Origin of the sequence: Pseudomonas pergaminensis (assembly GCF_024112395.2) — a bacterium.
GTDB classification, from domain to species: Bacteria; Pseudomonadota; Gammaproteobacteria; order Pseudomonadales; family Pseudomonadaceae; genus Aquipseudomonas; species Aquipseudomonas pergaminensis.
In genome coordinates this window covers 2,480,857-2,500,656 of sequence record NZ_CP078013.2, presented here as the reverse complement: position 1 = coordinate 2,500,656, position 19,800 = coordinate 2,480,857, and the positions used below count along the sequence as shown (strand labels likewise).

19 protein-coding genes and 1 pseudogene are annotated in these 19,800 nt (G+C 61.8%); 8 read left to right on the top strand and 12 right to left on the bottom strand.

Going from position 1 to position 19,800, the window contains the following annotated elements; genetic code table 11:
* Window positions 1-165 precede the first annotated feature (165 nt).
* On the top strand, window positions 166-417 hold the full coding sequence (locus KUA23_RS11610) for a type II toxin-antitoxin system HicA family toxin (RefSeq protein WP_214497546.1): 252 nt from the start codon (window positions 166-168) through the stop codon (window positions 415-417).
* Window positions 414-779, top strand: a complete 366-nt coding sequence (locus KUA23_RS11605; RefSeq protein WP_078047963.1) for a type II toxin-antitoxin system HicB family antitoxin — start codon at window positions 414-416, stop codon at window positions 777-779. Before KUA23_RS11610 ends, KUA23_RS11605 begins: the two co-directional genes overlap by 4 nt.
* Here KUA23_RS11605 and KUA23_RS11600 read toward each other — a convergent pair whose 3' ends face one another.
* Window positions 780-1,952: an MFS transporter gene (locus tag KUA23_RS11600; RefSeq protein WP_252993976.1), complete on the bottom strand. Its 1,173-nt coding sequence runs from the start codon at window positions 1,950-1,952 to the stop codon at window positions 780-782. It lies immediately after the preceding gene.
* Window positions 1,953-2,093: 141 nt separating this feature from the next.
* Between KUA23_RS11600 and KUA23_RS11595 the strand changes: the two genes are divergently transcribed.
* Window positions 2,094-2,681, top strand: coding sequence for a TetR/AcrR family transcriptional regulator (locus KUA23_RS11595; RefSeq protein WP_252993975.1), 588 nt, complete (start codon window positions 2,094-2,096; stop codon window positions 2,679-2,681).
* On the opposite strand, the gene KUA23_RS11590 is transcribed toward KUA23_RS11595, so the two are convergent.
* The 5 genes from KUA23_RS11590 to fmdA are packed head-to-tail and all read right to left on the bottom strand — an operon-like array spanning window position 2,665 to window position 7,683.
* Window positions 2,665-4,020: an MATE family efflux transporter gene (locus tag KUA23_RS11590; protein WP_252993974.1), complete on the bottom strand. Its 1,356-nt coding sequence runs from the start codon at window positions 4,018-4,020 to the stop codon at window positions 2,665-2,667. The genes KUA23_RS11595 and KUA23_RS11590 overlap by 17 nt on opposite strands.
* Before the next feature lie 37 nt (window positions 4,021-4,057).
* The gene (locus KUA23_RS11585; protein WP_214497544.1) at window positions 4,058-5,041 is read right to left on the bottom strand and encodes an AAA family ATPase; all 984 of its coding nucleotides are present in this window, start codon (window positions 5,039-5,041) and stop codon (window positions 4,058-4,060) included.
* Window positions 5,042-5,044: 3 nt separating this feature from the next.
* Window positions 5,045-6,088, bottom strand: coding sequence for an aliphatic amidase (locus KUA23_RS11580; RefSeq protein ID WP_078047958.1), 1,044 nt, complete (start codon window positions 6,086-6,088; stop codon window positions 5,045-5,047).
* A 15-nt stretch (window positions 6,089-6,103) separates the two neighbouring features.
* Complete coding sequence (locus tag KUA23_RS11575) at window positions 6,104-6,451, bottom strand: FmdB family zinc ribbon protein (protein WP_078047957.1); 348 nt, start codon at window positions 6,449-6,451, stop codon at window positions 6,104-6,106.
* Window positions 6,452-6,453: 2 nt separating this feature from the next.
* Complete coding sequence (gene fmdA, locus KUA23_RS11570; RefSeq protein WP_025855695.1) at window positions 6,454-7,683, bottom strand: formamidase; 1,230 nt, start codon at window positions 7,681-7,683, stop codon at window positions 6,454-6,456.
* Window positions 7,684-7,917: 234 nt separating this feature from the next.
* Between fmdA and KUA23_RS30295 the strand changes: the two are divergent.
* Both KUA23_RS30295 and KUA23_RS30290 read left to right on the top strand, forming a co-directional pair.
* Window positions 7,918-8,433, top strand: a pseudogene (locus KUA23_RS30295) (MCP four helix bundle domain-containing protein); the annotation flags it as partial.
* 66 nt (window positions 8,434-8,499) lie between these two features.
* Window positions 8,500-9,558, top strand: coding sequence for a methyl-accepting chemotaxis protein (locus KUA23_RS30290; RefSeq protein ID WP_410896881.1), 1,059 nt, complete (start codon window positions 8,500-8,502; stop codon window positions 9,556-9,558).
* Here the strand turns inward: KUA23_RS30290 and KUA23_RS11560 are convergent.
* On the bottom strand, window positions 9,555-10,286 hold the full coding sequence (locus KUA23_RS11560) for a GntR family transcriptional regulator (RefSeq protein WP_177409514.1): 732 nt from the start codon (window positions 10,284-10,286) through the stop codon (window positions 9,555-9,557). The genes KUA23_RS30290 and KUA23_RS11560 overlap by 4 nt on opposite strands.
* Window positions 10,287-10,399: 113 nt before the next feature.
* On the opposite strand from KUA23_RS11560, the gene KUA23_RS11555 reads away from it, so the two are divergent.
* The 3 genes from KUA23_RS11555 to KUA23_RS11545 all read left to right on the top strand — a co-directional run bounded on the left by KUA23_RS11555 (window position 10,400) and on the right by KUA23_RS11545 (window position 14,624).
* The gene (locus KUA23_RS11555; protein WP_100491012.1) at window positions 10,400-11,755 is read left to right on the top strand and encodes a class-II fumarase/aspartase family protein; all 1,356 of its coding nucleotides are present in this window, start codon (window positions 10,400-10,402) and stop codon (window positions 11,753-11,755) included.
* A 164-nt stretch (window positions 11,756-11,919) separates the two neighbouring features.
* Window positions 11,920-13,224, top strand: a complete 1,305-nt coding sequence (locus KUA23_RS11550; RefSeq protein WP_252993973.1) for a cation:dicarboxylate symporter family transporter — start codon at window positions 11,920-11,922, stop codon at window positions 13,222-13,224.
* An 11-nt stretch (window positions 13,225-13,235) separates the two neighbouring features.
* Entirely contained in the window at window positions 13,236-14,624 is a 1,389-nt protein-coding gene (locus tag KUA23_RS11545) for a class II fumarate hydratase (RefSeq protein ID WP_099492466.1), read from the top strand.
* 98 nt (window positions 14,625-14,722) lie between these two features.
* On the opposite strand, the gene KUA23_RS11540 is transcribed toward KUA23_RS11545, so the two are convergent.
* The 5 genes from KUA23_RS11540 to urtB form a co-directional block, all read right to left on the bottom strand.
* Window positions 14,723-15,835, bottom strand: a complete 1,113-nt coding sequence (locus KUA23_RS11540) for a hypothetical protein (protein ID WP_252993972.1) — start codon at window positions 15,833-15,835, stop codon at window positions 14,723-14,725.
* Window positions 15,836-16,116: 281 nt separating this feature from the next.
* A complete protein-coding gene (gene urtE / locus KUA23_RS11535; RefSeq protein ID WP_078047950.1) occupies window positions 16,117-16,806 on the bottom strand; it encodes an urea ABC transporter ATP-binding subunit UrtE in 690 nt (229 codons plus the stop codon).
* Window positions 16,807-16,816: 10 nt separating this feature from the next.
* On the bottom strand, window positions 16,817-17,575 hold the full coding sequence (gene urtD, locus KUA23_RS11530) for an urea ABC transporter ATP-binding protein UrtD (protein WP_025855702.1): 759 nt from the start codon (window positions 17,573-17,575) through the stop codon (window positions 16,817-16,819).
* The gene (gene urtC / locus KUA23_RS11525) at window positions 17,572-18,735 is read right to left on the bottom strand and encodes an urea ABC transporter permease subunit UrtC (RefSeq protein WP_099492469.1); all 1,164 of its coding nucleotides are present in this window, start codon (window positions 18,733-18,735) and stop codon (window positions 17,572-17,574) included. Before urtC ends, urtD begins: the two co-directional genes overlap by 4 nt.
* 10 nt (window positions 18,736-18,745) lie before the next feature.
* Window positions 18,746-19,663, bottom strand: coding sequence for an urea ABC transporter permease subunit UrtB (gene urtB, locus KUA23_RS11520; protein ID WP_069023195.1), 918 nt, complete (start codon window positions 19,661-19,663; stop codon window positions 18,746-18,748).
* Between the last annotated feature and the right edge of the window lie 137 nt (window positions 19,664-19,800).

The window sequence follows — 19,800 nt, the reverse complement described above, 5'->3', positions numbered from 1 at the left end:
TCCCTATAAAACGAACCGCAGAGGGAAAAATTAGCGAGGGCATGGGAGGTACGGCGCGAGGTGTCATCAAGGGTTACATCAATCTCAGCAAGCCCAGCGAAAGACGAGCTAGCATTGACGAACACCACTTTTTGCAACTACATTTAGTTACACGCAGGGAACGCCGTGTCCAAAAATGAAAAGCTGCTCGCCAAACTGCTCAACGAGCACACGGCATTTACCTGGCCCGAACGCGTGACACTGCTGCGCCGGCTGGGCTACACACAGATTGAAGGGGCTGGAAGCCGCGTCAAATTCGACATCGGTGACCCCAGTGCAATGATTACCTTGCACAAGCCTCACCCGGGCAACGAACTGAAACACTACATTCGGCGCCAGATCATCGAGCAATTGAAATCAGGAGAACTGATTCAGTGAACAATCAACTGCAACACAAAGGCTACATCGGCTCTATCGAAGCCAGCCTCGAAGACAACTGCCTGTTCGGCAAGATTCTGTTCATCAAGGCGCTGGTGAGCTACGAAGGAAAAACCGTCGCCGAGCTGGACGGCGCGTTCCGGGAGGCGGTGGACGACTACCTCGCCACCTGCCAGGCCCTGGGGCAAACACCGGAAAAACCCTGCAAGGGTTCATTCAACGTACGCGTCGGCCATGACTTGCACTTGGCGGCAGCCCTGGCGGCGACCCGCAAAAAAGTGACCCTCAATGACCTGACACGCCAGGCCTTGAATGAGTTTTTACAACATCATGGCAACGACCCGTGCCCTGCGGTTAGCTGATCACCCCAACCGCCGATAACCCAACACTGCCGCCCCCAGCACCACCGCCCCCGCCGCCAACGCCACGTAGAACCCGCTGGTGGCGCCGAAGTGGTCGATCATCCAACCGGAACTCGCGGCGCCGATGGCCACGCCGATGCTGAGGCCGGTGATCAGCCAGGTCATGCCTTCGGTCAGGCGACTGGCGGGCACGATCTGCTCCACCAGGGCCATGGACACGATCAGCGTGGGGGCGAAGAACAGCCCGGAGATAAAGATCGCCACCGCCAGCCCGGGAATATTGCTCACCAGCAGCAGCGGCAAGGTAGTCAGCGCCGTAGCCACGCCGCAGTACAGGAACTGCCGGGGCAGCGGCGCCTTGAGCTTGAGCGTGCCGAACGCCAGCCCCGCCAGGCACGAGCCGATGGCATACACCGACAGCACGATGCTCGCCGCCGCCGGCTGGCCCTGGTGCTGGGCAAAGGCGACGCTGACCACGTCCACCACTCCGACGATCACGCCCATGGCCAGCAGCAGGATCATCAGGATCAGCACCGGGGGTGAAGCGATCAGCCAGCGGCCGTGATGGTCCAGATGTGCATGGACAGGAGGCTCGGTCGCGCGCTGCAGTACAAAGGTGGTGACGCCCACCGCCAGCAACAGCGCCGCCACCAAGGGCCCCGCTTCCGGGAACAGCACCACGCTCAGCCCCACCGAGATCGGCGGGCCGATGATAAAGCACACCTCGTCCAACACCGATTCCAGCGCAAAGGCGGTCTGCAGCTTGGGCTGGCCTCGGTAGACCTCGGTCCAGCGCGCCCGCACCATGGCCGACATGTTGGGCATGCAACCGGCCAGGGCCGCGAACAGAAACAGCGTCCAGTTCGGCGCCTGCAAGCGGGTACACAGCAGCAACATCAACAACGCCCCGCCGCCGATCAGCGCGGCAATCGGCAGCACCCGGCCCTGGCTGTAGCGGTCCACCAGGCGTGAAACCTGCGGCGCGCAAAACGCCGTGGCCAGGGCAAACACCGCCGCTACCGAGCCCGCCAGGCCGTAGCCGCCGTGCACCTGCGCCAGCATGGTGATCAGGCCAATCCCGGTCATCGACACGGGCATGCGCGCCAGCATGCCCGCCAGTACAAAGGCCCGGGCACCGGGGGCCTGGAACAACTCGGCGTAGGGGTTTGCCATCCTGCTTGACCTCTTCCTGAACGCCCGGGAGCTTGCTATCTGCAAGCATCAAGGCAAAATAAATACGGTGCGTATGTGACAAATCATGCTTAACATACGCGACGTATGTCAATCTTACACTTGCCCATTGTGAGCTTTACCATGAGCCGAGCCCGTGCCGAAATGATCGAAGACACCCGCGCCCGGCTGATCGCCAGCGCCCGCCAGGCCTTCGCCACCCAAGGTTATGCGAACACATCGATGGACGATTTTACCGCCCGCGCCGGCCTGACGCGCGGAGCGTTGTATCACCACTTTGGTGACAAGAAAGGGCTGTTAGCCGCCGTGGTTTCCCAGCTCGACAGTGAGATGGACAGCCGTTTGCAGCGCATTTCAGATGAAGCGGCAGACCCTTGGAGCGGCTTTTGCGAACGTTGCCGCGCTTATTTGCGCATGGCCCAGGACGGGGAAATCCAGCGCATTGTGTTGCAGGATGCGCCGGCCGTATTGGGCGATACCGGCTCCCAGCACCATTGTGTCGAGTCGATGCAGCATCGGTTGGAAGCCCTGATGCAGGCCGGTGTCATACACCCCGCCCCGAGCGCCGCCCTGGCGCAATTGATCAACGGCAGCCTGGTCAATACCGCCCTGTGGATCGCCCGGGAAGAGCACCCGGACGAGCGGTTGGAGCAAGGCTTGCAAGGCCTGGAGCTGTTGTTGCGTGGCCTGAGCCTTACACCAACCGCTTGATCTGCTTGTGACGCCACACCAAACGGTAATACGCCGTCTGCAATAGCAGCATGGCCAGGTAGGTCACCGGAAAGGCTATCCACACCCCTTCCAGGCCGAAGTGGGCGTTAAGCAGGTACGCCATCGGCAGCTCGACGCACAGCACGCAGAAGATCGAGATGATCACCGGCATCAGCACCACGCCGCTGGCGCGCATGATCCCGCCGATCACGGCCTGGAAGCCGAAGACCAAAATACTCCACAACATGATGTGCAACAGGTGTTCGGCATTGACCCGTGCCGCGTCATCGGTGATGAACAGGCCGAGCAGCCAGTGGGACAGGACATAACCCAGCACAATCAGGCCACCGGTCAGGCAGGTATTGATCAGCAGGCCGGTGCGCAGGATCGGGCCGATGCGCTCCAGACGCCCGGCGCCAATCGCCTGGGCGCCGAGGATCGAGGCGGTGATGGCAATCGACAGCGCCGGGAACTGCACGTAGTTGACGATCTGCGTCACTGCGCCATAGGCCGCCGTGGCCTGGGAGCCATGGCCGTTGACCAGGGCGAGAATGACCAACTCCGACAGCGACAGCACCACCATCTGCAAGCCGGTAGGCAAGCCGATGCGCAGGACTTTGCCGAGAATCACGGGGTCCAGGCGCAAGGCCGCGAGCAGTTCACGGTCCGGCGCCATCACATGGTTTTTATGCCGAAGGCGCAAGATCAAAAACAGCATGGCCGACGCGTTGCCCACCAACCCTGCATACACCGCACTCTGGATACCCATGGGAGGCAAGCCGACCCAGCCGCGAATCAGCGCCGGGGTCAGCAGCAGGCCGACCAGGGTCGAGACCATCAATGCCAGCAACGGTGAGATCGTATCGCTGACGCCGCGCAGTAACTGGGTGTAGAGGATGAACACCAGCAGCAACGGCATGATCAGCATCATCTTCTGGGCATAGCCGACCGCATCATCGAGCACGTCCACCGGCGTGCCCAACGCCTGCAACGCCGGACGCGCAAACAGGCTGCCCAACACTGCGGCAATCAGGCCGACCAGTGCGCCGAGGGTCAGGGTCGCACCGGTAATCACCTTGACCATCCCCGTTTCCTGCGCGCCCCAGGCCTGGCCGATCAGCACCGAGGCGCCCGCCCCCAGGCCGATCACCAGGGCAATGAAGAAAAACACGATGGGAAACATGCCCGACACCGCCGCCAGCGCCTGGGTGCCGAGCATCTGCCCGACATAGATGCCGTTGAGCGTGCCGGAAAAACTTTGCAGGAAGTTGGACAGCACCATGGGTGCGAGAAAGATCAGGTAGATCTGCCACAGCGGTCGTTGCAAGGGGCTTTGCATGAAAAACGGGGCCTCGGAAAACTAAAGCGTCCGAGGGTTATACCGGAAGTGGATCCCATCTTCCTGTGCTTTCGGGTTCAACCACCAGACAAGCGTCGCGCACCGTCGCACTCAGGTGCCGGGCATGACCTTGCAACAGGCATTCGGCAATCGCCGGTTCCAGTTCGACGCGCAAGCGTCTGGTCAGCGCCCTCGCGCCGAATCGCGCGTCGTGTTGACGACACAGCCAGGCGCGCGCCTGCTCATCCAGCACCAATGAACGTTGATGCGCCGCCAGGCGCTGGTTGAGCTTGGCAAGTTCCACCTCCAGCAGTGCTTCCAGCCACCGCGCGTCGATAGGCTCGAACATCAGGATGCGATCGATGCGGTTGAGAAACTCCGGTTCGAAGTGCCCATGCAGCGCCTCCTCCAGCACCTGCGCCTCGCCCCGCACAAACACGCGCAGCAGCCGCCGCCAGCCCTGGGCAAACCGCAGGCGATGCCGGCGCGCCTGTTGCGCGCCGATATTGCTGGTCATGAAGATCAGGCTGTTGCGAAAGTCCAGCGTACGCGTGCCACCGGCCAGGGTCAGTTGACCGTTTTCCAGAATGCCCAAGAGGCTGCGTACCACTTCCTGGCTGGCTTTTTCCAGTTCATCGAACAGCACGATCCCCGGCCGGCTATAGGTGCCCTGGATCAACTCGCTGTTAAACAGGCTGATGCCCTCCTTGCTGCCCACATACCCGGGCGGTGCACCGGTCAGCGCGGCGGCGTAATGCTCCTGGGCCAGGGTGTGCATGTCGATGCGGCAGAAACCATCGGCGCGACCGTGCAGCGCCTGGGCCAGCAGGCGCACGATTTCGGTCTTGCCGACCCCGGTCGGGCCCATGAAGAGGTTGACGCTCAGCGGGCGGTCACGTTCGCCGATATCGGCCTTGACCACCTTGAGCAGGCCTTCCACCTGGGCCAACGCCGCGTCCTGGCCGACGATCCGGCTGCGCAGCAAGGCCATGACCTGGGCGGGATCAAAGGTAAAGCGCATGCCCTACCCCGCCGTCTTTGCTTGACCACCATGGGGCAATTGCCCCACCGGGCACTCCGCGACGCCAACCGTGTTGCGGGTGATCTTCTCGACGTTTTCCTGGGCTTTCTGTGCATCCAGGACCCAGGTGCGGTAGAACTCGAACGGACAATCCGCCACGCCCTTGTCGCCATCCCCCGAGGCGTGCATGCCGGTGTAGCCCCGGTGCAGCAGCTTGAACAGATGGTTCTGCGACTGGTCATTGGCCCGCGCATCGCGGATCTGCGACACCGACAACTGCGCGTACTGGATGCCCATCTCCTCCTCGCCACACTCACCCAGGGTGCGCCCGTCAAAGCCGATGATCGCCGAGTGGCCGAAGTACGAATACACGCCGTCGAACCCGGCCGCATTGGCCACCGCCACATAGCAGTTATTGGCCCAGGCCATGCTCTTGGACATCTGCACCTGCTGCTCCTTGGCCGGGTACATGTAGCCCTGGCAACGCACGATCAACTCAGCGCCCTTCATCGCGCAGTCGCGCCAGATCTCCGGGTAGTTGCCGTCGTCGCAGATGATCAGGCTGATCTTCATGCCCTTGGGCCCATCGCACACGTAGGTGCGGTCCCCCGGATACCAACCCTCGATGGGGCACCAGGGAATGCACTTGCGATAGCGCTGCACGATCTCGCCAAGATTATTGATCAGCACCAGCGTGTTATAGGGCGCCTTGTGCGGATGTTCTTCGTGGCGCTCGCCGGTCAGGGAGAACACACCCCAGGTATCCGCCTGGCGGCAGGCCGCCGAGAAAATCGCGGTTTCTTCGCCGGGAATGCTTGCGGCGGTCGCCATCATTTCGTCGTGGTCATACAGGATGCCCATGGTGCTGTATTCCGGGAACACCACCAGGTCCATGCCGGGCAGGCCTTGTTTCATGCCGACAATGATCTCGGCGATCTTCTTCGCGTTGTCGATGACCTCGGCCTTGCTGTGCAGGCGCGGCATCTTGTAGTTCACCACCGCAACACCGACGGTGTCCGGGCTGCTGGAAATGTCGCCATGGCGCATTGCAACGCTCCTGTTCTAGTGACTGATCATCCACGGCCGTGGGCCGGTGCGGGTCTTGAGCCCCAAGGGGTTGGCCTTGCTGGGCTCGACCTGCTTGCGGGTACCGCAGCAACTGCAACCGGCCGGGTGTTTGCGGCTGTCCTGGTATTCGCCAACGGTCTGCGGCGCATGGGCGCTGCGCTCGTTACCGGCGATGGCCTTGCGCTGGTGGGCCGACAAGGTTTGCAGCGCCGGGGCCGACACCCGCAACTGCCCACCCGGCCCTTCGCAATAAGGGCACTGGCTGGGTTCGTTGCGCTGGGCAATCGGGCGCAACATCGTGAAGGTGCCGCAGGTGTCGCAGGCGTATTCGTAGGTCGGCATGGCTACAGGTCCGGGGCGATGGGCAGGTCGATGCTGCCATCGAGGAACTGGGTCGGGCCATTCGCGTTGGGGTTGATATCAAACTCGAAGATTTCCGTCGGCAGCCACAAGGTCGCGCAGGCATTCGGGATGTCCACCACGCCGCTGATATGCCCTTGCACCGGTGCCGAGCCGAGCAGCGCATAGCCCTGGGCCGGCGAGTAGCCGAATTTGGTCAGGTAGTTGATCGCATTCAGGCATGCCTGGCGGTAGGCGACGTTGACGTCCAGATAGTGCTGCTGGCCCTGTTCGTCCACGGAGATGCCTTCGAAGATCAGGTAGTTTTTGTAATTCGGCGTGATCGGGCTCGGCTTGAATACCGGGTTCTTGATCCCGTACTTGGCCATGCCACCCTTGATCAGCTCGACCTTCATGTGCACCCAGCCGGCCATCTCGATGGCGCCGCAGAAGGTGATTTCGCCGTCACCCTGGCTGAAGTGCAGGTCCCCTACCGACAGCCCGGCACCCTTGACGTAGACCGGGAAGAAGATCTTCGACCCCCGGGACAGGTCCTTGATATCGCAGTTACCGCCATGCTCGCGCGGCGGTACTGTGCGTGCGCCGGTCGCCGCGGCATCGTCACGCGCCTGGCCGGTGAGCTTGCCCATGTGGGCGGTGGCGGCCAGCGGTGCGTTGGCCAGGGGCGGAACGCGGGTGGGGTTGGTGTCGATCAGTTCCTGTTCGCGACGGTTCCAGTCGGCGAGCATCACCGGGTCGGGCAGGCAGCCAATCAGGCCGGGATGGATCAGCCCGGCAAAGTTCACCCCGGGAATGTGCCGCGAACTTGTGAACATGCCTTTGAAATCCCAGATGGCTTTTTGTGCGCTGGGGAAGTGATCGGTGAGAAAGCCACCGCCGTTCTGCCGCGAAAAGAACCCGTTAAAGCCCCACTGGGAGTCGGCCTTGGCGCCGATGTCCAGCAAGTCCACCACCAGCAGGTCCCCCGGTTCGGCGCCGTGTACCCCCACCGGGCCGGACAGGTAATGCACGGTCGACAGGTCCACATCGCGTACATCGCTGGCGTCGTCGTTGTTCTTGATCGCGCCGGCGGTCCAGTCGTAGGTCTCGAGGATGAAGTCATCGCCCGGCTTGACCCAACAGGCCATCGGGATATCCGGGTGCCAGCGGTTATGGATCTGCTCGTTCTCGGTGACAGGCTGGTTGAGGTCGACTTTGATCAGCGTTTCAGTCATGGACTGGCTCCTGGACGGATGACGGGGTGCGTGCGATCCAGTCTCGGGCGGCCAGGGAAAACGGGAAATACGTTGGATGACGTATGAACGACGGTGTCGCGGTTTTATTCCATCAATTCGCTCGATGACAGTTTCAGTATTTACTGATTGGACGCCTGGCAGGCGGGTGGTTAGATTCCACGGCGAAGATAGCTTTTAGCCATCACTCCTAACCCCTTGAATATCGAGCTTTCCATGAAAAAACCTGTGTCGTTGGCGATGCGTATCGGATTGGGCTTCGCGTCCACCCTGTCGTTGCTGGTGCTGATCACTGCCGTCGGTATTCAACGCGTGGGTTTTATCGACAGCACGCTCAAGGATGTCGGTGAAAAAGCCGCCGTGGTCCAGCGCTACGCGATCAACTTCCGAGGCAGCGTGCACAACCGCGCCATCGCCATTCGCGACGCGGTATTGGTCAAGGATGAACCGGCGCTCAACCGCCACCTGGCCGAGATCGACCAGCTCAAGCGCGATTACCAGGACTCCGCCGTGATGATGGATCGCCTGTTCGCCAACACCGCCGCCAGCGCCGAGGAAACCCGCCTGCTGGGCGATATCAAGGCCATCGAGACCCAGGCCCTGGCCTCCACCGAGCGGGTGATCAACCTGCGTCGCAGCAATGACATCGCCGGCGCCCAGGACCTGCTGCTGGCCCAGGCCTCGGCCCACTACACCGAGTGGCTCAAACGCGTGAATGCACTGATCGACTTCGAAGAAGCGCAAATCAAGCAACGCCTGGACACCGTCCAATCGGCTGCCAGCAACTTTGCGGTGCTGATGGTGCTGGCCAGCGCCGTCGCGATTCTCTTGAGCGTGCTGGTGTCATTGCTGATTATCCGCAAGGTCAAGTCCACCCTGGGCGCAGAACCGGAGGACGTCGCCGAGGCGATCCGCCGCCTGGCCAATGGCGAACTGAACCAGCGCATCGAAACCCGCTACCCTGACAGCGTAATGGGCATCCTGAAAAACGCCCTGGCGCGCCTGAGCGACACCATCAGTGAAGTGCGCTCGGCAGCCCAGGCCCTGCGCCATTCTTCGGTCACCCTGTTGTCGGTGGCCAGCGATAACCGCCAGCAGATCAACTTGCAGACCAGCGAAGCCCAACATGTGGCAGCCGCGATTACGCAAATGGCCGCCTCGGTCAGCGAGGTCTCGGGCTATGCCTCCGCCGCATCCAAGGCGACTATCCTGGCCGACGCCGAAGTGGACAGTGGCCACCGCCTGGTGGGCGAAGTGACCGTGGCCATCGAGGAACTGGCGACGATCCTCGACCAGGCCACCAGCCGGGTCAACCAGGTGTCCAGCGACAGTGAAAACATCGAAACCGTGATCGAAGTGATCAACGCCATCGCCGCCCAGACCAACCTGCTGGCGCTGAACGCCGCGATTGAGGCCGCGCGTGCCGGTGAACATGGTCGCGGATTTGCGGTGGTAGCCGATGAAGTCCGCTCCCTGGCGACGCGCACCCAGGAGTCCACCCAGGAAATCCGCGACATGATCGGCAAGTTGCAGAGCGGCACCCAGCACGCCGCCGACATCATGCAACGCAGCCGCAGCCTGGCCCAGGTCACCGTGACGCAGACCCGCGACTCCCAGTTGGCGCTGGGCAAGATCAGCCAGGAAGTCGGCGCGATCAATGCCATGAACGCGCAGATCGCCAGTGCTTCGGTGCAGCAAAGCGCGGCCGCCGAAGAGGTGGCGCAGAACGTCACGCGTATCCACGGCTCCACCGTGCAATCGGCCGCCGGCTCCGAGCAGGTGGAAAACGCCAATCACGAACTGGCGGAGCTGGCGGATCGCCTGAGCACCCAGGTGGCGTTTTTCAACGTGGCCTAGAGTTTGTCGCGCTTCATCTGCATGGTCAGGGTGAAACGGTCTGCCGGGTAGACCGTTTCCGACACCGCAATCACCCCACCGGCCTCGTCACGGTACTGGCGGATGATGTTGAGCCCCAGCGCGCCGCCCTGCGCCTTGAGGCTGGCAGCCAATTCGGCCGACAGTTGCACCGGGCGCACCTGCTGGTCCACCACATCGATATGCCGCGAGAACGCCTTGCCGATCAGCGCGGCGATCAGTTCGTCCGGGTGCTTGCGTGCAGCGGGAATCACCTCGGCAAAGGCCTGCTCGGCGTACACGTCGGTCCAGCACAACGGCGCGTTGCCGGCGCTGGCATCAACCTTGATGCTCGACACGCAGAAGTAATGCCCGCCCGGCTCCAGCCCCAGGCGCCGGGCCAGGGCGATATCGGCGACGAACTCGCGCACCGCCTGGATATCACGGATATGGGTTTCGGCCACTTGCACCAGGTCGGCCACCGATGCCATCGCCTGGGAATACCCGCCCTGGGGTGAAGCGGCTTCGACCCGCGTGCCCACGCGCTTGCGCCGCGAGACCATGCCCTGGCCCTGCAACTGGTCGATGGCCGCGCGCACAGTGTGCCGGCTCACCGCATACAGCGAGCAGAGCTCGAATTCCGTCGGCAACAACGACCCTACCGGGTAATGGCCGCTGCCTATCTGGTCGATCAAGTCCTTGGCAACCGCCGCATAACGCCTCTGGCTCACGCTTTCCATTTTTACCCTCGTTGTCGAGTTGACAGTGTATCAGCACAGGCGTATTCATAATGTACGGACATATTAAATATGTATGGTTTAAAAATAACAATTAGGATTTTCCCATGTCGAGTACCGTTTTTGATTCCGCCCTGTTCCGCGACATGTTCGGCACCGCCGAAATGCGCGGCGTGTTCTCCGATAAAGCCCTGATCGAACGCTACATCGAAGTGGAAGTGGCCCTGGCCCGCGCTGAAGCGCGTTGCGGCGTGATCCCGGCGGACGCCGCCGAGCAGATCGCCGCGCTGTCGCAGTACGAGGCGCTGGACCTGGCGCTGATGCAACACGAGACCGAGATCGTCGGCTACCCGATCCTGCCGCTGGTGGAGCAACTGTCGAACATCTGCGGCGAAGCCGGCCGCTATGTGCATTGGGGCGCGACCACCCAGGACATCATGGACACCGCCGTGGTCCTGCAAGTACGCGCCGCGCTGGCCATCGTCGAGCGAGACATCCAGACCGTGCGCGGCCTGCTCGCCGGCCTGGCCGAGCGCTATCGCGACACGCCCATGGCCGGTCGCACGCACTTGCAGCACGCGCTGCCGATCACCTTCGGCTACAAGTGCGCGGTGTGGCTGAGCATGTTCGACCGCCACGCCGAGCGCCTGGTGCAACTGCGGCCACGCGTTGAGATCGGCCAGTTCGCCGGGGCCGCCGGCACCCTTGCTTCCCTGGGCGACAAGGGCCTGGAGGTGCAGGAAGCGTTGATGGCCGAACTCGGCCTGGGCGTACCGCAAGCCACCTGGCATGTGGCCCGCGATGGGCTGGCCGAGACCCTGAACTTTCTCGGCCTGGTCACCGGTTCCCTGGGCAAGATCGCCCTCGACATCATGATGATGATGACCAGCGAGCTGGGCGAAGTGTATGAACCTTTCGTCAAGGGCCGTGGCGCCAGCAGCACCATGCCGCAGAAGCGCAACCCGATTTCCTGCGAGCTGATGTATGCCGCCGCCAAGGGCGTGCGCCAACACGCCGGGCTGATGCTCGACGCGATGATCCAGGATTTCGAACGCTCTACCGGCCCGTGGCAGGCGGAGTGGATCGCCATCCCCGAAGCCTTCGCCCTCAGCGCCGCGTCCCTGGGCCAGGCAACCTTCATGCTCGCCGGCCTGGAAGTGCGCCCCGAACGCATGCGCAAAAACCTCGACATGACCCAGGGCTTGATCGTCGCCGAAGCCGTAATGATGGGACTCGCCCCGGCCCTCGGCCGCCAAGTGGCCCATGACGTGGTGTATGCCGCCTGCCGCATGGCCAATGACCAGGGCACCAGCCTGCTCGACGCCCTGCTCGCCCAGGGTGAAGCCACTGCGCAACTGGACCTGGCCGACCTGCAGCGCCTGACCGACCCGGCAAACTACCTGGGGCTGGCGCCGCAGATGGTGGATATCGCGCTGGCACGCCCCGGCCCAGTCAAACGCTGATCCCAAATCCAATGGAGATCTAACTGTGGGAGCGGGCTTGCTCGCGAAAGCGGTCTGTCGGTTGATGAATGGGTTGACTGATGCACCGCATTCGCGAGCAAGCCCGCTCCCACACAGGGATCTCCAGCGTCACACCGAACCATAACAACAATGAGATCACAGACATGTCATCCACCCCCCAAAAAAAACCGCTCTACAAGGACCTGACCTTTCAGGTCGTCGCCGCCATGTTCCTCGGCATTGCCTTCGGCTTTCTCGCCCCGGAGCTGGCCGCCAGTTTCAAGATCCTCGGCGACATTTTCCTCAAGCTGATCAAGACCGCTGTCGCGCCGCTGGTGTTTTTCACCGTGGTCCACGGCATCGCTTCAGCCGGTGATATCAAACGCGTCGGCAAAGTCGGCCTGCGCGCCTTGATCTATTTCGAAGTGGTCTCCACCATCGCCCTGGCCATCGGCCTGTTGTGGGGCAACCTGCTGCAGATCGGCTCCGGCATGCACGACGCCCACCCGAGCAGCGCCACCGCGGCCGCCGCGAGTGCCGCCGTGGCCAAGGGGCATGCGCCCGCGTCGACCATGGACTTTATCTACGGCATCTTCCCGGACAATTTCGTCGGTGCCTTCGCCGGCGGCCAGTTGCTGCAAGTGCTGGTGATCTCGGTGCTGTTCGGCTTCGCTCTGCTGGCGTTGAAGCCCGAGCGCCGCGAAGTGATCGAAGACGGCCTGAACCGCATCTCCGAGTGCTTCTTCGAGTTCATCAACCTGATCATGAAGTTCGCGCCCCTGGGTGCCTTCGGTTCGGTGGCTTACGCCGTGGGCAGCAACGGCACGGCGGTGCTGATGTCCCTGGCCAACCTGGTGTTGATGTTCTACGTCGGCATCGCGTTCTTCATCTTTGTGGTGCTGGGCGCCGTGTGCCGGTTGAGCGGCTTCAGCCTGTGGCGCTTCCTCACTTACATCAAGGATGAAATCTTCATCGTGCTCGGCACCGCCTCGTCGGAAAGCGCCCTGCCGCGCCTGCTGCAAAAACTCGAAAAATTCGGCTGTTCCAAGCAAAGCGTCGGCCTGGTACTGCCCACCGGCTATGCGTTCAACCTCGACGGCACCTCGATCTACATGTCGCTGTGCGTGTTGTTTATCGCCAATGCCTACGGGGTGCCGCTGAGCTGGGAACAACAATTGGGCATCATCGCGATCATGCTGGTGACGTCCAAGGGCGCGGCGGCGGTGTCGGGTGGCAGCTTCGTGGTATTCGCCGCGACGGTTACCGCCATCGGCGTGCTGCCGGCAGAAGGCCTGGCGCTGCTGTTTGGCGTGTACCGCTTCATGTCGATGGCCATCGCCACCTGCAACACCATCGGCAACAGCGTGGCGACGGTGGTGGTGTCGAAATGGTCCGGCGAGTTCTCCCAGCAAACCGCCCAGGATGAATACCAACGCGTACTCGGGCGTGCCGCCGGCGCTGCGCTTTAAGGGGCTCCTTGATGACCACTCTGCGAATCGAACACGACGCGTTCGGCCCGGTGTCCATACCGGTCGACCGTTACTGGGGCGCGCAAACCCAGCGGGCATTGGAGGTGTTCGGCGGCAAACAGCCGTTCCCTGCCAGCCTGATCCGCGCCTTTGGCCAGCAAAAACGTGCGTGTGCCCGCGCTAATGCACGCCTTGGCGCCCTGGCGCCGGCCCTGGCGCATGCGATCGACCAGGCCGCCGAAGAGTTGGCCAGGGGCGACCTTGACCACCACTTCCCGCTGTCGATCTGGCAAACCGGCTCCGGCACCCAGACCAACATGAACGCCAACGAGGTGATCGCCAACCGCGCTAACCTCGCGCTTGGCGGCGGACTGGGCAGCAAGTCGCCGGTGCACCCCAACGACCATGTGAACCGCTCGCAGTCGTCCAACGACAGCTTCCCCACGGTGATGCACCTGACCACCGTGCTGGAACTGCGTGGCCGCCTGCTGCCTGCCCTCAGCCAACTGGCCGACGCACTGACCGCCAAGGCCGATGCCTGGCAGGAGGTGCTGAAAATCGGTCGTACCCACTTGATGGATGCGGTGCCCATGAGCCAAGGCCAGGCCTTCGGCGCATTTGCCCACCAGATCCAGCACGGCATCGCACGCATCGAAGCCTGTATGCCGCGCCTGCTTCTGCTGCCCCAGGGCGGCACGGCGGTGGGCACAGGACTGAATACACCGACAGGTTTCGACCTGGCGTTCTGCGAGGAAATCAGCCACCTCACGGGCATTACGTTCGAAACCAACCCTTGCAAGTTCGAAGGCATGGGCACCCACGACGCACTGGTAGAGGCCTCCGGTGCGCTGAATGTGCTGGCGGTGTCACTGACCAAGATCGCCAATGACATCCGCCTGCTCGGCTCGGGCCCGCGCTGCGGCCTGGGCGAATTGATCGTGCCCGACGATGGCCTGACCTCCTCGATCATGCCCGGCAAACGCAACCCGACCATCGCCGAGGTGCTGGTGCAGGCGGCGATGCAGGTGATGGGCAACCACACCACCATTACCCTGGCGGGGGCCTCCAGCACCTTCGAATTGAACGTGGCCAAACCGGTGCTGATCCACAACCTGCTGCACTCGATCGATGTGCTCAGCGACTGCGTCAGTCTGTTCACCCACAAGCTGCTGGACGGCCTGGAGGTGAACCGCCCGCAACTGGCGCGCAACGTTGAACATTCATTATTGATGGCGACGGTGCTGAACCCAGTGCTGGGTTATGACCGCGTGGCGCAGATCACCCGCAAGGCGGCGGATGAAGGTTTGTCGCCGAAGGAGGCGGCGGTACGGTTGGGGCTGATCACCGCCGAAGACTACGAGCAACGGGTGCGGCCGGAAAGGATGATCAACCCTGGCTGATCAATGCACGCTGCGCTGTTGAGGCGTGAGCACGACCGGTGAGCCGGTGGTCTCAAATTAACGGTGCAGACCATGGCCTGGGCTGCACCGGAGCACACTCACCCCCTCGACGAGTGCGCTTTTTTTTCTGCAATCACGTAGTCGACATTGACCCTATCAAACCTTTGATCTTCGTCGCCCCTGCGGCCATTGCCCTTAGTGCCAATATCCAGTTCTTTCATCAGGCCCGGACGATGGAGCAATGCAGCCGCGAGTCGAGTTCGATCCGTGGGCGGGGACTCTGCAGCCGCTTTTTCCAGACTGTCGAAGCTGATGTAGTCGTCTCTACCCCAGTACTGTTTGAACTTTCCTTTCACCGCTTCAAGCAATTCCACATCATTCATTTGTTCATAGTTTGGCTCAGCCTTCTGACTGGACAGCCTTTCAATGGTGTCGCGCCCAATAAGGCCGTCAGATTTGTCAACATCGTGGTCGGAATCCAGTTTTCTATTCAATTCCGGTCGACTGAGGATTTCCCTACCCAGGAGGGTCACCCGGTCATCTACCGGATTGCCAGTCAAAGGCCGACCTGCGACTTCACGAAGCGAGTTCTGAGTTATCTTGCTGTGCTCGTTGGGTTTGAAGTAATCAAAATTATTGCCCAGCTCCGTCGCCAGATCCGAGTGTTTGGCGCACTTGAAGTCATTAGCGAGCGCGTTATTCTGTGGACTCATGCGGCCGTCATACGACGGCTCATACGCACCCCTGGAGAACGGCTGACCGATTGCACGGTTGTCGAATACCGGGTGACGAGTGTAGGCCCCGCTCTCACCATATCCATTTTCAACACGATGGCGCTGCATGCCACCGGAATACCGCTCATAGCCGCCCCGTGCGCCAGCGTTATACGCCATCGGTTCGTTCTGTAAGCGAGAGGACTCGTCCGCTTCGTACATGTCGACCGCTGCATGAGCATCTCCCAGGCTGATCAGCCCGTCTTGATGACCGCCATGGTTGACGCCATCGAGCAAGCTACTCATTCCAGGCCGGCTGAGTATCTCCCTGGCCAGTCGGGTCATCGGGTCGTCTACCGGGTTGCCGGTCAAAGGGCGGTTGGCAGCGTGCTGAAGAACGTCCCGCGTGACGAATCCGGACTCTCCCTGAAAATAAGGGTAGGCACCGGCAAATTCCCGCGCCACCACTGAATGGGGGGCTCCGCGATAGTCCATCATGGGTGGGTTCATACTAGGCTGATTAGCAAACCCGGTCCTACCGAACGCGAGGGGAGATTGCGGGTAGTGAACCGGCGTCGGTTGACCGAACGGAGTATTTATCATCGCAACACCTCAAATAGTTAATGCATGGAACGTGACCAACGCCTGAACCGGCATTTGATCAGCCTCCATCTGTGGCAATAGGCGAAGAAATGGTTCCGTTACGTGCAGGTCACTGCGACTCTGACAGGCAGGAAAACTTACCCGTACATCGCTTCAGCCGATAAGAACCGGCACGATTAAACCGATAAATACCGACTGATCGTTGCTTCATCCACTCGATCCCGGGTTTCCTCAATCACAAATCGCCCTTTCTCGATCACCAGGAAACGATCGGCAATTTCCAGGGTGAACGACAGCACCTGCTCGGAGACCACGATGGTCAAGTCGCGCAGGTTGCGAATTTCCTTCAGCGTGCGCGCGATGTCCTTGATGATCGAGGGCTGGATGCCCTCGGTCGGTTCATCCAGCAACAGCACCTTGGGGTTGGTGGCCAACGCCCGGGCAATCGCCAACTGCTGTTGCTGCCCGCCAGACAGGTTGCCGCCCTTGCGCGATTGCATGTCGTAGAGCACCGGGAACAGCGCGTACAGGTCCTCGGGCACCTTGCCTCGCGCCGACGCCGGCAGGCCAGTCTGGATGTTTTCCAGCACCGTCATGCTCGGGAAAATCATGCGGCCCTGGGGCACATAGGCGATACCACGCTCCACCCGCTCATGGGTTTCCAGCGTCGACACATCGTGCCCGTCCACACTCACCTGGCCTTTCCACTGCGGGAGGATGCCCATCAGGCTCTTGAACAAGGTGGTCTTGCCCATGCCATTGCGGCCCATCACCGCGACGATCTCGCGCTTGGCGACGTTCAGGTCCAGGTCGTGAAGGATCTGGCTCTGCCCGTAGCCGCAGGACAACTGGTCGATCTTGAACATGCGCAGCTCCTCAGTGGCCCAAATACACTTCGATGACTTTCGGGTTGCTTTGCACCGACTCCATGCTGCCCTCGGCCAGCACCTTGCCCTGGTGCAGCACCGTGACCTTGTGGGCGATGCTTTTGACGAACTCCATGTCGTGCTCGATCACCAGCACCGAACGGCCCTGGCTGATGCGGTTGAGCAGCTCGGCGGTTTGCGCGCGCTCGTTGACGCTCATGCCCGCCACCGGTTCATCCAACATCAATAACTCGGGGTCCTGCATCAGCAGCATGCCAATCTCCAGCCACTGCTTCTGCCCGTGGGACAGCAGGTCGGCCTGTTGTTGCAGCAGGTCGCCGAGGAAGATCTCCCGCGCCACCTCCTCCACCCGTGCGATCACCTGGGCGTTGCGCTTGAAGAACAACGCACCCCATACCTTGCGCCCGGCCGGGTAAGACATCTCCAGGTTCTCGAACACCGTGAGGTTTTCGTAGATCGACGGGTTCTGGAACTTGCGGCCCACACCGGCACGCACGATGTTGTACTCGCGCATCTTGGTCAGTTCCTGGCCGTCGAACTGGATGCTGCCGCTGGTGGCGCGGGTCTTGCCGCAGATCAGGTCAAGCACGGTGGTCTTGCCGGCGCCATTGGGACCGATCACCACGCGCACTTCATTGCGGTCGATATACAGGTTGAGGTTATCGACCGCCTTGAAGCCGTCGAACGACACGGTGAGGCCTTCGATGGCCAGCACCGGTTTTTTCATTTCAAAGCCGACGGCGGTCATGGCTGGGTCTCCAGGATCTTGCTGTTGGCCTTGGGTTTAACCGGCGGTTTCGCCGGGGCTGCCGCCAGGGGTTTGCGCCGCAGCACTTTGGCCAGCGCCTGGCGCCCATGGCTGTCCCACAAACCAGCCAGGCCGTTGGGGAAGTACATCACCACCGCAATGAACAGCCCGCCCATCAGGTACAACCACAACTCGGGGAAAGACTCGGAAAAGTAGGTCTTGCCGTAGTTCACCAGCAGCGCGCCATACACCGCGCCGAGCAGCGACATGCGCCCGCCCACCGCCGCAAAGATCACCATCTCGATCGACGGCACGATGCCCACGAACGACGGCGACATAAAGCCCACCTGCAAGGCAAACATCGCCCCGCCAATCGCCGAGAACGCGGCGGCCACGCAGAACACGAAGATCTTGAAGCTGGCCACGTCATACCCGGAAAAACGCACGCGTTCTTCCTTGTCGCGCATCGCCATCAACAACCGGCCAAGCTTGGACGCGAGGATGAACCGGCCAATGAAGATGCAGCCGAACAGCAACCCGGCGTTGATGAAGTACAGGATCATCTTTGCGCTGTCGGTGCGCAGGTCCCAGCCAAGCAGGGTCTTGAGGTCGGTGATGCCGTTGACGCCACCGGTCAGGCCTTGCTGGCCGACGATCAGCACCGTAAGGATCAGCGCAATCGCCTGGGTGACGATGGAGAAATACACATCGCCCACGCGCCGCTTGAACAGCGCCATGCCGATGATGAACGCGAGCAGCACCGGCACCGCGATCACCGCCACCAGGGTAAAGCTGAAGCTGTGGAACGGTTGCCACAACCACGGCAGTTCGGTGATCTGGTTCCAGTCCATGAAGTCCGGAATGCCCGGTGTGGACTGGATCTTGGTGCTCTGCGGGTCCGAGGCCTCAAGCTTGAGGAACATCGCCATGCAGTAGCCACCCACCCCGAAGAACACACCCTGCCCCAGACTGAGAATGCCGCCATAGCCCCAGCACAACACCAGGCCGACCGCGACAAACGCGTAGGTCAGGTATTTGCCGACCATGTTCAGGCGGAACGCATCCAGGGTCAGGGGGAATACCACCAGGATCAACAGCGCCAGCAACACGATGCCGATCAGGTTTTGCTGGCCGCCCAGCAGCTTGTCTAGAGCCTTCATCCGGTCGCCTCTACTTGCGCACTTTGATGGAAAACAACCCTTGCGGGCGCAGCATCAGGATCAGAATCACCGAGGACAAGGTGAGTACCTTGGCCATCGAGCCACTGAGGAAAAACTCCGACAGCGATTGGGTCTGGGCAATCACAAAGGCCGATGCGATGGTGCCGAACAGGCTTTGCGCGCCGCCGAACACCACCACCAGGAAGGTGTCGACGATGTACTGCGAACCCGCCGTCGGCCCGGTGGAACCGATGGTGGTGAACGCCGCACCGGCCACCCCGGCGACGCCGCAACCGAGGGCGAAGGTCATGCGGTCGACCTTGCGTGTATTGATGCCCACCGCACGGCTCATCAAGCGGTTCTGCACCGTAGCGCGCACCTGCAGGCCCCAGCGCGAGCGGTAGAGCATCAGGAAGATTGCCGCAGTGAGCAGCAAGGTCAGGGCCATCATGAACAGGCCGTTGCGCGGAATCTCGATGGCATCGGTGAAATTCACCGATCCCATCAGCCAGGCCGGCGGTTCGGCGCTGACTTCGCGGGCGCCGAACACCGAACGGAAGGTCTGCTGCATCACCAGCGACAAGCCCCAGGTGGCGAGCAAGGTGTCCAGCGGGCGCTTGTACAAGCGGCTGATCATCGCCCATTCCACCAGCCAGCCGATGGCGCCGGCGACGAGGAATGACAGGGCAATGGCGAAGAAGAAGTAATAGGGTTGGAAGCTCGGTGCAAAGTGCGCCGTGAGGCTGGAACACACGTAGGTGGTGTAGGCGCCGATGGTCAGGAACTCACCATGGGCCATGTTGATCACGCCCATCTGGCCAAAGATAATCGCCAGCCCCAATGCCATCAGCAACAGCACGCAGAACACGGACAAGCCGTTGAACCCCTGCATCGCCGCGATGGCTCCAAATTCCGATAGCCATTCCATGATGATGGTCTCCTGAGAGCCAGGTTGAATTGCAATCTGCTTTAAGTGGGAGCTGGCTTGCCTGCGATGGCATCACCTCGGTTCAACTGCAAAACCGAGTCGCCTGCATCGCAGGCAAGCCAGCTCCCACACAAAGC

Excerpts from the sequence above, each read along its gene's own strand:
- KUA23_RS11600 (WP_252993976.1), bottom strand. The coding sequence starts at position 1,952 with ATGGCAAACCCCTACGCCGAGTTGTTCCAGGCCCCCGGTGCCCGGGCC.
- KUA23_RS11595 (WP_252993975.1), top strand. The coding sequence starts at position 2,094 with ATGAGCCGAGCCCGTGCCGAAATGATCGAAGACACCCGCGCCCGGCTG.
- KUA23_RS11590 (WP_252993974.1), bottom strand. The coding sequence starts at position 4,020 with ATGCAAAGCCCCTTGCAACGACCGCTGTGGCAGATCTACCTGATCTTT.
- KUA23_RS11585 (WP_214497544.1), bottom strand. The coding sequence starts at position 5,041 with ATGCGCTTTACCTTTGATCCCGCCCAGGTCATGGCCTTGCTGCGCAGC.
- KUA23_RS11580 (WP_078047958.1), bottom strand. The coding sequence starts at position 6,088 with ATGCGCCATGGCGACATTTCCAGCAGCCCGGACACCGTCGGTGTTGCG.
- KUA23_RS11575 (WP_078047957.1), bottom strand. The coding sequence starts at position 6,451 with ATGCCGACCTACGAATACGCCTGCGACACCTGCGGCACCTTCACGATG.
- fmdA (WP_025855695.1), bottom strand. The coding sequence starts at position 7,683 with ATGACTGAAACGCTGATCAAAGTCGACCTCAACCAGCCTGTCACCGAG.
- KUA23_RS30290 (WP_410896881.1), top strand. The coding sequence starts at position 8,500 with ATGGTGCTGGCCAGCGCCGTCGCGATTCTCTTGAGCGTGCTGGTGTCA.
- KUA23_RS11555 (WP_100491012.1), top strand. The coding sequence starts at position 10,400 with ATGTCGAGTACCGTTTTTGATTCCGCCCTGTTCCGCGACATGTTCGGC.
- KUA23_RS11550 (WP_252993973.1), top strand. The coding sequence starts at position 11,920 with ATGTCATCCACCCCCCAAAAAAAACCGCTCTACAAGGACCTGACCTTT.
- KUA23_RS11545 (WP_099492466.1), top strand. The coding sequence starts at position 13,236 with ATGACCACTCTGCGAATCGAACACGACGCGTTCGGCCCGGTGTCCATA.
- KUA23_RS11540 (WP_252993972.1), bottom strand. The coding sequence starts at position 15,835 with ATGATGGACTATCGCGGAGCCCCCCATTCAGTGGTGGCGCGGGAATTT.
- urtE (WP_078047950.1), bottom strand. The coding sequence starts at position 16,806 with ATGTTCAAGATCGACCAGTTGTCCTGCGGCTACGGGCAGAGCCAGATC.
- urtD (WP_025855702.1), bottom strand. The coding sequence starts at position 17,575 with ATGACCGCCGTCGGCTTTGAAATGAAAAAACCGGTGCTGGCCATCGAA.
- urtC (WP_099492469.1), bottom strand. The coding sequence starts at position 18,735 with ATGAAGGCTCTAGACAAGCTGCTGGGCGGCCAGCAAAACCTGATCGGC.
- urtB (WP_069023195.1), bottom strand. The coding sequence starts at position 19,663 with ATGGAATGGCTATCGGAATTTGGAGCCATCGCGGCGATGCAGGGGTTC.